This is a genomic window from Stenotrophomonas lacuserhaii, from assembly GCF_039674585.1.
Taxonomy (GTDB): Bacteria; Pseudomonadota; Gammaproteobacteria; order Xanthomonadales; family Xanthomonadaceae; genus Stenotrophomonas; species Stenotrophomonas pennii_A.
Genome location: NZ_JBDJNU010000007.1, coordinates 24,282 through 35,404, shown reverse-complemented (window position 1 = coordinate 35,404; position 11,123 = coordinate 24,282). Strand labels below are relative to the sequence as shown.

Below are 11,123 nucleotides of genomic sequence, written 5' to 3'. Positions count from 1 at the left end.
GGGACGATGATGATGACGAAGCTGCTCAAGGCATTCGGATTGCTGGTGGTCACGGCGGCCGTCACATGTATGGCGCCAGCCCAGGCGCAGACGACGGTGCGCTACCTGCACACCGATGCGCTGGGTACGGTGGTGGCGAAGACCGATGCCAATGGGAACGTGGTCGAGCGGACTACGTTCGAGCCGTATGGGGCTGTGGTGGGCGGTGCGGTGGCTGACGGCCCGGGGTATACGGGGCATGTGAGTGATGCGGCTACCGGGCTGAATTATATGCAGCAGCGGTATATGGACCCGCAATTAGGCGCATTTCTATCCGTGGATCCAGTGGGCGCATACGGAAGCCCTGTAGTTCAGTTCAATCGTTACAGATATGCCAATAGCAATCCATACGGCTTCACCGATCCCGACGGCCGGGAAAGTGGCGCCGCGTTTCGATTAGTCAACAACATTACGAACGGAGGGGCGGTGATGCCGCCTCCGCGTAACCCGGACGATTGGCTTGGACCGGCCATCGGGTACTCACTCGCAGGCGTGCTTGCTACTCCAGCTGTGGGATACGCCGGGGCTTGGGGTCTGGCCAACCCTGGTACCGCGGGCTCACTGGGGTCAAGCTTGGCGGACGTAGCTATGGGCGATGCGATGGGTGGCGCGTCGCTCTCTTTGGGTAGCGTAGCCTTATACAGAGCAGTGGATATGGCTGAGATGTCGAGCTTAAGGAAGCTCGGTCACTTCATTGCATCTCCCAATGGCGATAGCGTCAAGCGATTTGTAGACAATGCGGCCGATGCAGATGCACTAGCTCATGCTTACACTAGGGGATTCGGCTCTAAACACACTGTAGTTGAGGGGAGAGCCCCTGCAGGTCTGGTGAATTCGGCAACCAGGACGCCATTTAACGATACGGGTAAATCGATGCAGAGCATTCCAATTCCGAGCTCCCAAGTTCACAAAGTTACTTGTACTGGAACCCGAATAAAACAGAGCAGCTGCTGAGATGACAATCCCCTATCCAAATTTGAAACCGGTGCGCGCGGAGCTGCGACTGGACCTCGTGGATTCACGCGGCAACGCTGTTGCCGAAATGGCTGCATCCACCGCTCGCCCAATGGCGCTCTCTTTGATGGGGGATCCCATGTGGTACGGGTTCGTCTTGAACGACGATTCAATAGAGCGCCTGCTACCTGGTACTTCAAATTTATGTACCATTTCCTTCATTAGTCACGATAGCGCGAAGGAGGCACTCGTTATCGGCTCATCAGCTTTGTTTGGAGATGGCACTTCGACAAAGGGTGTGATTCGAATAGTTTCGTTCGACTGACTCAGCTTGACCCTTCGTGCGGAGATCGCGGAGAGCGGCTGGAAATTTCTGTGCGGATCGATTGTTGAGGATATCAACGGTGTGTAGCTATGGAGTGTCCATGAGGTCTTGGACGGAGGGGGCTTGGGCCTTGATCCTGAGACGGTCGTGGTAGGGGGAAGATTGGAAGCGATGGCGGAGGCTGCTTCACGATTGGGCGGCATGAATGGAGCGGTCTCTCGTGCGGTCGCGGAATTTGGAGTTTCTGCTAATGAACCATTATCCGACGTCGCAGCTTTTATCAGGAATATGGCTCATATTTCCCTGTGATAAATTATTGTTTGATTGCGTGCAGGTCGCGCGCTGCTCTAGAGTCCGCAAGGAAGGATATTAGGAGACTAGGTGAAATGTCTAGAATGTGAATGATATGAGAACAAACTATGATCCAATTGAAGATATGCCCGACTTTCGAGGGTGGGTGGCTGCAAACGGGTCTTCATTTGACTTTTCGGATTACATTCATGCGCAGGTTCTGCGGGGCGCATTGACGGCTGATGCGCTGATGTCTACTCCGAAGATCCTGACTTCTTTGAGCCGCTGCATGTGGACCATGCCGTATCGGGTGCCATGGTGTTCGCGCGCTACTTGGCGCTGCCCCCGGGGTGGCGATTCGTGATTGGCGCGGATGGCTATGAAGACGTGTGGTACGACGCGTCGTTGCTCGCGACTGAATCACTCTGAGGTGCGGTGACCTGCTTCAGGCCGTGCCCACGTGCTGCCAATTTCGCCGTTCAGTTAGCTGCTCATTTGGAGGGAGCACTACGCAGTAGGCCATGGAAGCTTGTTTGGGAGTCATGCCCAGCACGGGTTCCACATCGTGGTCTGTTTTACAGCACAGCAAGACCGTGACGTGGAAGGCGAGTAGCAAGTGACGAGGGATCGCCCTTTCAGGCTTCGCGGATCAGCTCCCGCGCCGCGATGATCAGCCCTTCCACCAGTTCTTCGTTCATCACCATCACATCATTGCCGCTGGTGTGGCTGACATGCACTGCATGCAGGATGTCCAGGATGACGATCACGCACTGTTGCCTGCTGTAGACGGGGGAACTGCCGGTGTCAGGCTGCTGCTTGGCCTGTGCTTTTGCGGCGGCAGGCGGAGGGTCGGCAAGCGGCTGCACCAGCCGCAGGCGGGGCGTGTCCTGGAACACGGGATGCGGCACGCCATTGGCGCGCAGGATCCGCTCCAGTTTGTCGATGAAGGGCGGCGGCAGGTCATGCATGGCATCGCCCAACAGGGAATACAGGCGCATACCGCTTAGGGTGTGATCGGACATGGGGCAACCTCGTAGCCGGATGGGCCCCCTGCGCCAAAGGCGCAGGGTGGCGGGCGGTGCGGGTTGGCATACCGGCCGTGTGATCAAAAAAAAACCGGCGGATCAAATCCCCACGCATCGCCCGCCGTATTTCCGGCGAGGTGATGCATTCTCCGCCGGGCCCAAGAGGGGCAGCAAGAGAGAGCAAGTGACCACACGTTTCAGGATGCCAATCCCGGCTGGCGCTTCTACGTCGCCAGCATCACCATCGTGCGTAACGCGACCCGGCGACGTACATGGGCAAAGCTGCAAAACGCGTCCGCCGCGACAAACCGGTCGCCTCAACGGCAGCTCGCGCTGACCTGATGTATCGCATCGCGCAGCGCCTGCCGATCCCGCTCGTCCACCGCATCCTGGAAGTACTGCAGGTCCTGCTTGCCCAGTCCGCAGGGGTCGTCGGTATAGCCTGGCGGCCACAGTCCTAGGAACTGCGCCACGCCGGCGATGATCTGCTGCGGACTCATCTGCGGACGCATGCGGAAGTAGCGCGGTCGCTCCTGGAAGGCCGCATGCACGGCGCGGCGTCCGATCAGTTTCGGGGCGAGGGTGGCAGCGTCGATGCCGTCACCGCCGCTGACCGCATCGCCGCGCAGGCGAAGGTCCAGTGGCGCGCTTGCGACCGGGTCAGCGATGTCCACCAGGCTCGCTGCATCGGGCGCGGAAATGACGGGCTGTCGCGGGCTGACCACGCGGCGGCTGCGTTGCGGGGGCGAAACGTCAGCGCTGCTGGGCTGCGCTGTGGGCGGTGGCGGCGGCAACCAGCGCACGCTCGTGCGGTGGGCATCGCTGGGCGCCAGGGTGGCGCGGGTGGTGGTCAGCAGCCACCAGCCGATAAGGGCATGCACGGCGATCACCAGCGCCCAGGCGATGACGTGGGGGGCAGCGGGGGAGAGTGACGGGCGGGACAGGGCCAGGGTCGACATCGGCAGTGCATCCTTGCGGTTACCTGATGAAGTGAGAGTAGGGGGAGGGGCGGAAAGTTTCGTTGGGGGGTTCAAGGGCTGCCGCTTCGCTCGCCGAGCATGGCTCGGCGCTACCAAAATCGAGCATGGCTGGGTGCTACCAGAAGCGGGCGTGGCCCGGCGCTACCGGGCGGTGTCGGCTGAAACCAATCTGCCCCCCGTCGGGAGGGGCGTGGCAGAATCCGGAACGCTCTCTGCTTGTTGATCCTGCCCATGTCGTCCACTGCTGCACCCGCCTCGATCCCGTCCACGCCGGCCAATTCGCCGCAGCGCGTGCTGCTGGCCAGCCTGATCGGCACCACCATCGAGTTCTTCGACTTCTACATCTACGCCACCGCGGCGGTGTTGGTGTTTCCGCATCTGTTCTTCCCGGAGAGCAGCGACAAGGCGGCCATGCTGCAGTCGCTGGCGACCTTCGCGGTGGCGTTCATCGCCCGGCCGGTGGGGTCGGCGGTGTTCGGGCACTTCGGCGACCGCATCGGGCGCAAGGCGACGCTGGTGGCGGCGCTGCTGACGATGGGCCTGTCCACGGTGTTGATCGGCCTGCTGCCCACGCATGCGCAGATCGGCCTGTGGGCGCCGGCACTGCTGGCGCTGTGTCGTTTCGGGCAGGGCCTGGGGCTGGGCGGGGAATGGGGCGGTGCCGTGCTGCTCGCCACTGAGAACGCACCGCCGGGCAAGCGTGCCTGGTACGGCATGTTCCCGCAATTGGGCGCGCCACTGGGCTTCCTGCTGTCGGCCGGCATCTTCCTGATCCTCGGCCGCCTGCTCAGCGCCGATGACTTCCTGCAGTGGGGCTGGCGCATTCCGTTCGTGGCCAGTGCGCTGCTGGTCGGCCTGGGCCTGTGGGTGCGCTTGAACATCCATGAGACGCCTGCCTTCCAGAAGGCGCTGGATGCGCATGCGCGGGTCAAGCTGCCGATGCTGACGGTGCTGCGTGACCACGCCGTGCCGATGCTGCTGGGCACGTTGGGCGCGTTCGCCACCTTCGTGCTGTTCTACCTGATGACCGTGTTCGCGCTCGGCCATGGCACGGCGGTGCTGGGCTACAGCCGCGAGCAGTTCCTGCTGCTGCAGATGGTCGGCATCCTGTTCTTCGCCGCCGGTATTCCCATTTCGGCGCGCTACGGTGATCGCTGGGGCACGCGCCGCACGATGATCATCGCCAGTGGCCTGATCGTCGCTTTTGGCGTGCTGCTGGCGCCGATGTTCCAGGCCGGCAGCCCGTGGATGGTGCTGGGTTTCCTGTCGCTGGGGTTGTTCCTGATGGGCCTCACCTACGGTCCGTGTGGCACCTTCCTGGCGGAGATCTACCCGGTGGAGGTGCGCTACACCGGCGCTTCGCTGTCGTTCAACCTGGCCGGCATCCTGGGCGCGGCGCCGGCACCGTACCTGGCGACATGGCTGGCCGAACGCTTCGGGCTGGTGGCGGTCGGTTATTACTTGTGCATCGCCGCGCTGGTGACCATCTGCGCGCTGCTGGCGTTGCAGCGCCGGGTGCGTTGATCAGCCGAAGAAGCGCTTCAGCGTGCGTCCCAGCCAGCTGCCGCCCTGGTGTTCGCGGGTGAACTGGTTGAGGTGGTGCTTGACCGTTTCCGCGTAGGCCTTGTCATCGCCGCGGATGTGGTTGAACAGCCAGCGCGAGAGCATGGTGCGTAGTTCATCGGTCACGTCTTCGCCGGCCTGGAAGCGCAGGCGGTAGTCGGATACGCGCTTGCCGAAGATTTCGTGCACGCGCTTGTGCGCGGCGCAGAACGGGTAGCCGGCTTCTTCCATCAGCTCTTCTTCGAAGGCGAAGTGGGACATGGTGTAGTCCACCAGTTCGTCGATCACCTCGGCCACGGCCAGCCGTTGCAGGCCCTGCTGGGCGACGTGCAGATGGTTGAGCATCTCCACGATCCGCCTGTGCTGGTTGTCGATGACATCGATGCCGATGTTGAGATCGTCCTGCCAGACCAGTAAGGCCATCTGCGTGCTCCCTGTATGCGATGGGAGCGAGTCTGGGCGGGCGTGCTGATTGCGACACTGATCTGGATCAAAGCGGGTGAAAGCGTGACCGGTAGCGCCGAGCCATGCTCGGCGGATGCCATCAACGTTCGCGGCAATGCACCCCGCGCACCCTCACTGCTTGACCGTGGTCACCCGCGTCGGCAGGTCCCACGCACCGCCCGCAGCGACCAGTCGACACAGGCCCGTGGTGGTGGCAGAGGTCGCCACGAAGCGTTTACCGTCCCAGCCCCAGGTGTTCATCGACCAGCAGTCACCCAGGCCTCGCCCCTTGTGCGATCCACTGATGCTGCGGCCGTCATCATCAGTGCCGAAGTGGGTGACCAGCTGCGGCTCGTAGGGTGCCTGCGCGTTGACTACCCAGTAGCCGCTGCCCGCGTTGTAGGCGCCACGCCAGCACAGGGCCGATACCAGCAGCTTGTCCGCGCTCAGGCGCTGCACCTTCAACGGCACGACAGGCTCATCCATCGACTCGGTCTGGTCGGGCTGCAGGGCCGCGCAGTCATCGGGCGGAGTGGCGGCCACCAGGGCGGCGCGCAGCGCACCGGAACCGGCCAGTGCGGCGTCGGACGGGCGCGCCGCGGCCAATTTCGCCAGCGCCACCACCGGCATCGGCAACGCTGCAGGCACCGATGATTCCGCGCGCTTGCCCTTGCGCATCACCGCGCCGGGCGTGCCCAGCCGACCCTGGAACTCATCCATTTTCAGCAAGACTGCCGAAGCGCCCCGCGCCGACAGCGTCCATTGCCGCTGATCGTCGCCGGTAAAGACGACATGGCCTGCGCCGGGACCGCTCACCGACGCCAGCAGGGCAGCTACCTGTGGCGCGCTCAACGTTGCCGTGCCCGCGCTGGCTGCGTAATCCAGTGGACCCTGGTCGCGTCCGTCGACCTGCATCCGCAGCTTCGCGGGCAGCACGGTTTCTTCGTACTGGCCCAGCATCAGCCTGGCGCTGATCGGCTGCTCCGGCCCGCCGTGGCGCGTCAGCAGCACCGATACCGGCAGCGGGTCGGCGGCTTCTTCGTTCTGGTAGCCCGCCGCGCGGCAGGTCCGCGTGTTGTCGCAGGCCAGGGTCCAGTCGTGATGGCTGAAGTCGATGCCTACCAGATCAGGCGGCGAAGCACACAGGGCGGACAGCGGGGCCAGCAGCAGAAGCAGCAACGAGGATAGGCGCATGGACAGCGAGCACGATGGAAGAGACCCGGGCATGGTGGCTGATGCGAGGGCGCAGGCCAAGATGGCAACAAGGCAAACCCCGATGGGCGCCCCCGTCCGTTCAACCGGACGTCACCCACGCAGGAGCGTCACATGGAAGGTCTGTCTCGCGGTCTGGTCATGCTGTGCATCGCGGTGCTGGGCATGGCAGCCGGTACCGCCGCCGACGCACAGCGCCCGCTGCCACCCACGCCACCCGCGCCACCCCCGTTGGCCGTGGCCGCGCCATTGCTGCAGGTGAAGGGCGCGGAAATGCCGGTGCAGCTGCAACGCGCCATGCTGGATGGGACGGTGGCCGCCGGCCTGGCCGAGATCCGCATCGAACTGGAGTTCCACAACCCCAATGGCCGCATGCTGGAGGGACAGCTGGAGTTTCCGCTGGCCGATGGCCAGCAGGTGGCGGGGTTCGCACTCGATATCGATGGCGTGCTGCGCGATGCGGTGCCGGTGCCGAAGGCACAGGGCCGGCAGGTGTTCGAAGCCATCGAGCGGCGGCGGGTCGATCCGGGTCTGCTGGAACAGACCGCCGGGAACCAGTTCCGCCTGCGCATCTACCCGATTCCGGCACACGGCAGCCGACGCGTGGCGTTGACCATCCGCCAGACCTTGCCAGTGGACACGCAGGGCCTGCGCTGGACGTTGCCGCTGCAGTTCGCGCGGGGCGCGCAGCAGGCCAGCGTGCAGCTGCAGGCCAGTGGCATCGGCGCTCCGCGGGCCTCGAACGGACTGCCATGGGCGTTCGCGCTGCGCGATGGCCGCTACCAGCTGCAATGGCAGGGCCGCGGCGCGGAGCTGCCGGCGCAGGCGCAGTGGTCGCTGCCGCAGGTGCGCCAACGCGACGTGGTGGCCGGGCTGCACGAGGGCCAGCGCTACCTGATGGCGCAGATCCCGGTGCCGGTGCAGGCCGTGGCGCGTGCCATGCCCACCCGCATCGGACTGCTCTGGGATGCTTCCGGATCGGCGGGCCAGCGCGACCGGGAGGCCGAGTTTGCCGTGCTGGATCGCTACTTCAAGGCCATCGGCGATGGCCAGGTAGAACTGACGGTGTTGCGCGACCAGCCCGAAGCAACACGCCGATTCGGCATCCGCGGCGGCGACTGGTCCGCACTGCGCGCCCACCTGCAGGCGCTGCCGCTGGACGGCGCCAGCGCGCTGGGTGCATGGACCCCGCAGCCGGCGGTGCAGGAATACCTGCTGGTCAGTGACGGGCTTTCCAACTACGGCAACCGCAGCCAGCCGGCACTCGCCGCAGGCCAGCGCCTGTATGCCCTGAGCGGTGCCGGCGCGCGCACCGACGTGGCGCGCCTGCGGGCTTGGACCGCTGCCCACCAGGGCGAGCTGCTGGTGCTGTCCACGAGCGCTGATGCGGCGTCGGCGGCAGTACGGTTGCTGCAGCAGGGGGCGGTGGTGCTGTCGCTGGAAGGCGAGGGGATCAGCGGCCTGGTGGCCGATGCCGGTGCGGCCGTGCAGGGCTGGTTGCGGGTGATGGGCAGGATCGAAAAGCCGGGCGGCAGCGTGCAGCTGCGCGTGCGGCTGCCGGATGGGCGCATCGACACCCAACGGGTGGGTGCTGGTGAAGCGCGGCTGCTGCCTGGCGGCCTGGTGGCACATGCCTGGGCGAACGGCCAGCTGGCCGACTGGGCGGGCGATCCGCTGGCCCACGCCGCAGCGCGACGCACGCTGTCCCAGGCGTTCGGGCTGGTTGGTGCGGACACTTCGCTGTTGGTGCTGGAATCGATCGAGGACTACCTGCAGCATGGCATCCGGCCGCCGTCGCCGCTGCGCGCCGAGTACGACCGTCGGCACGCGCTGGCCAGCGTCGACGTGGCGCGCGAGCGCAGCGAGCGCCTCGATGACATCGCACGGCAGTTCGCTGATCGTCAGCGCTGGTGGGAAACCCGCTGGCCCAAGGGCACCCCGCCGCAGGCGAAGCAGGAAAAGTCCAGTCCCGCCGCGGTCGCGATGGCAGCGCCTTCGGCAGCAGTGGAGGCCTTCGAGGCCCGGCCGGACGCCAGCGTCACCGCACCTGCGCCGCCGGCGCCCCCGGCGCCGCAGGCGATGCGGGCGCGCCCGGCCCCACGCGCCGAGCGCGATGCGATCGACGAGACAGCCAGCCGCGCCGCCAACCGTGGCGACATCACCATCGCGCTTGCACCCTGGGCCCCCGATGCGCCCTATGCCATGCGGCTGCGCGCTGCCTCGGCCGATGCGCTGTATCCGCTGTACCTGTCCGAGCGCGCACAGCATGCGGACAGCAGCGCCTTCTATCTGGACGTGGCCGACCTGCTGCTGTCCAAGGGCCAGCGTGCGCTGGCGTTGCGGGTGCTGTCCAACCTGGCCGAGATGCAGATCGAAAACCGCCACGTACTGCGCGTGCTGGGGTATCGGCTGATGCAGGCCGGTGCACCCACATTGGCGGTGCCCGTGTTCCGTGACGTCCTGGCGATGGGTGAGGAAGAGCCGCAGAGCTTCCGCGATCTCGGCCTGGCGCTGGAAGCCAGCGGCCAGTACCCGCAGGCACTCGCGGCGCTGTACGAAGTGGTGCTGCGCCCGTGGGACAGCCGCTTCAACGGCATCTCGCTGATCGCACTGGATGAGGCCACCAACCTGATGGCACGCGAAGGACTGGACGCCCGTGCCATCGACCCGCGCCTGCGCCGCGCCCTGCCACTGGACCTGCGCGTTGTGCTGGGCTGGGACAGCGACAACAGCGACATGGACCTGTGGGTGACCGACCCCAACGGTGAGCGCGCGTACTACGGCAACCGGCTGACCTACCAGGGCGGCCAGATGTCGCAAGACTTCACCGGCGGCTACGGGCCGGAGCAGTTCTCGCTGCGTGATGCCAAGCCGGGCACCTACAGGGTGGAGGCCAACTTCTTCGGCAGCCGCGAGCAGCTGGTGACCGGCGCGACCACGTTGAGCCTGCGCCTGAGCACGCACTGGGGCACGCGCCAGCAACGCGACCAGACGGTCACGCTGCGCCTGAAGGACCAGGCCGAGAGCGTGCTGGTCGGGGAGTTCACGGTGAAGTAAGACGCGCTATCGACGCGCCGGCGGCGGTCGGCGCGTCACCTGCCCGCGTGGCGCGCCGCGGCGGCCGCACCCCGAACAGCGGCCGAAGCAGGGCACTGCGCCGTATCAGTCGTTCGTGCAGCAGCGCGCACAGCGCGAAGGTGCCGGCGAGCACCAGCAGCTGCTCAAGCCACGGGCCCAGCGCCAGCGGGCGCAAGGCATACAGCAGCAGGATCAGCACCGTCTGGTGCAGGATGTAGATGCAGAACACCGCCTCGCGGGCATACGGCAGCCAACGGAACGGGCGGTCCAGCCAGGCGCGCGCCCAGCCGAACAGCGCCAGCAGTGCGGTCCAGGTGTACAGCGCACGTGCGAGCCGTTCGCTGGTTGCCCACGGCAGTGCCAGTACACACGGGTCCAGCCCTTCCACGCCGGGAAGGCGCCCCAAGGCGCGGATACCCAGTTCGACGCTCATCGCAAGCAGCGCCAGCGCAAGCGTGATCCGGCGCCAGCGCAGCAGGAGCTCCCAGCCCCGCTGCCAGTGTGCGGCGATGAAGCCGAGGGCGAACAGCGGCAGCGACTCGGCATGCACGAAGGCGTCATGCACCAGCGCGTGGGTGGGCGGATGCCGCGGCAGCAGATAGAGCACGGTCCAGGCCAGCCACATGACCGGAAGCAGCAGGCCGATCACCGCGACGGTGCGATCGGAGGGACTCCAGCGCGGCAGCGCCGATCGCAGGGGACGGAGCAAGGTGGCCAGCGCGATCAGCAGCAGCGAGTAGGGAATCAGGTAAGCCAGGTACCACAGGTGGTTCCAGGTGAAGCCGAACTCGGCGCCCGCGAAGCCCGCGCCGGGCCAAGGACGGAACTGCCAGTAGCGCAGCAGGAACGCCCACAGCCCGGGCGCGACTCCGCCGTTCTCCACCGCCTCGCAATACGCCTGCAGGCTGACGACCGCCACGATCCCGAACAGCAGGGGCAGCAACAGGGTCCCGCTGCGGCGCAGGGCAAACCGCCAGCGCCCGTGCACGGGCAGCGCCAACCCCAGCGCGATCCCGGAAATGACGAACAGCAACGGCATGCGCCAACGGTTGAGCGCGATCATCGGCCACTGCAGCCACTCGAAGGTATGGCTGCTCTTGAGGTGGAAGTCCCACTCGGCCACATAGGCCATCGCCACGTGGTACGGGATCAGCAGCAGCAGGGCGAAAACCCGCAGGGCGTCCAGGTCGTTGCGTCGTTGCATGGGCAGGT

9 protein-coding genes and 1 pseudogene are annotated in these 11,123 nt (G+C 65.8%); 5 read left to right on the top strand and 5 right to left on the bottom strand.

Annotated features, from left to right (window positions below):
- Positions 1–6 precede the first annotated feature (6 nt).
- The 3 genes and pseudogenes from ABE522_RS04525 to ABE522_RS17520 form a co-directional block, all read left to right on the top strand.
- Entirely contained in the window at positions 7–993 is a 987-nt protein-coding gene (locus ABE522_RS04525) for an RHS repeat-associated core domain-containing protein (RefSeq protein ID WP_406846304.1), read from the top strand.
- A 1-nt stretch (position 994) separates the two neighbouring features.
- Complete coding sequence (locus ABE522_RS04520; protein ID WP_346590694.1) at positions 995–1,318, top strand: hypothetical protein; 324 nt, start codon at positions 995–997, stop codon at positions 1,316–1,318.
- A 558-nt stretch (positions 1,319–1,876) separates the two neighbouring features.
- Positions 1,877–2,038, top strand: a pseudogene (locus ABE522_RS17520) (immunity protein Imm33 domain-containing protein); the annotation flags it as partial.
- Between the two features lie 206 nt (positions 2,039–2,244).
- On the opposite strand, the gene ABE522_RS04515 reads toward ABE522_RS17520, so the two are convergent.
- A complete protein-coding gene (locus ABE522_RS04515; protein WP_346590693.1) occupies positions 2,245–2,631 on the bottom strand; it encodes a hypothetical protein in 387 nt (128 codons plus the stop codon).
- Between the two features lie 320 nt (positions 2,632–2,951).
- Positions 2,952–3,593, bottom strand: a complete 642-nt coding sequence (locus ABE522_RS04510; protein WP_346590692.1) for a hypothetical protein — start codon at positions 3,591–3,593, stop codon at positions 2,952–2,954.
- 252 nt (positions 3,594–3,845) lie between these two features.
- On the opposite strand from ABE522_RS04510, the gene ABE522_RS04505 reads away from it, so the two are divergent.
- Positions 3,846–5,138 (top strand): MFS transporter, encoded by a 1,293-nt coding sequence (locus ABE522_RS04505; protein ID WP_346590691.1) that lies wholly within the window; start codon positions 3,846–3,848, stop codon positions 5,136–5,138.
- Here the strand turns inward: ABE522_RS04505 and ABE522_RS04500 are convergent, their stop codons facing one another.
- Positions 5,139–5,600 carry a bacteriohemerythrin gene (locus tag ABE522_RS04500; protein ID WP_346590690.1) on the bottom strand — a complete coding sequence of 154 codons (462 nt, stop codon included), beginning with the start codon at positions 5,598–5,600 and terminating at the stop codon, positions 5,139–5,141. It abuts the gene before it with no gap.
- A gap of 153 nt (positions 5,601–5,753) precedes the next feature.
- On the bottom strand, positions 5,754–6,815 hold the full coding sequence (locus ABE522_RS04495) for a DUF1176 domain-containing protein (protein ID WP_346590689.1): 1,062 nt from the start codon (positions 6,813–6,815) through the stop codon (positions 5,754–5,756).
- A gap of 132 nt (positions 6,816–6,947) precedes the next feature.
- Between ABE522_RS04495 and ABE522_RS04490 the strand changes: the two genes are divergently transcribed.
- Positions 6,948–9,890, top strand: a complete 2,943-nt coding sequence (locus ABE522_RS04490) for a VIT domain-containing protein (RefSeq protein ID WP_346590688.1) — start codon at positions 6,948–6,950, stop codon at positions 9,888–9,890.
- On the opposite strand, the gene ABE522_RS04485 is transcribed toward ABE522_RS04490, so the two are convergent.
- A complete protein-coding gene (locus tag ABE522_RS04485) occupies positions 9,877–11,115 on the bottom strand; it encodes an acyltransferase family protein (protein WP_346590687.1) in 1,239 nt (412 codons plus the stop codon). The genes ABE522_RS04490 and ABE522_RS04485 overlap by 14 nt on opposite strands.
- Positions 11,116–11,123 lie beyond the last annotated feature (8 nt).

Coding starts and splice junctions, on each gene's coding strand:
- ABE522_RS04490 (WP_346590688.1), top strand. CDS start 6,948: ATGGAAGGTCTGTCTCGCGGTCTGGTCATGCTGTGCATCGCGGTGCTG.
- ABE522_RS04515 (WP_346590693.1), bottom strand. CDS start 2,631: ATGTCCGATCACACCCTAAGCGGTATGCGCCTGTATTCCCTGTTGGGC.
- ABE522_RS04525 (WP_406846304.1), top strand. CDS start 7: ATGATGATGACGAAGCTGCTCAAGGCATTCGGATTGCTGGTGGTCACG.
- ABE522_RS04495 (WP_346590689.1), bottom strand. CDS start 6,815: ATGCGCCTATCCTCGTTGCTGCTTCTGCTGCTGGCCCCGCTGTCCGCC.
- ABE522_RS04485 (WP_346590687.1), bottom strand. CDS start 11,115: ATGCAACGACGCAACGACCTGGACGCCCTGCGGGTTTTCGCCCTGCTG.
- ABE522_RS04520 (WP_346590694.1), top strand. CDS start 995: ATGACAATCCCCTATCCAAATTTGAAACCGGTGCGCGCGGAGCTGCGA.
- ABE522_RS04500 (WP_346590690.1), bottom strand. CDS start 5,600: ATGGCCTTACTGGTCTGGCAGGACGATCTCAACATCGGCATCGATGTC.
- ABE522_RS04510 (WP_346590692.1), bottom strand. CDS start 3,593: ATGTCGACCCTGGCCCTGTCCCGCCCGTCACTCTCCCCCGCTGCCCCC.
- ABE522_RS04505 (WP_346590691.1), top strand. CDS start 3,846: ATGTCGTCCACTGCTGCACCCGCCTCGATCCCGTCCACGCCGGCCAAT.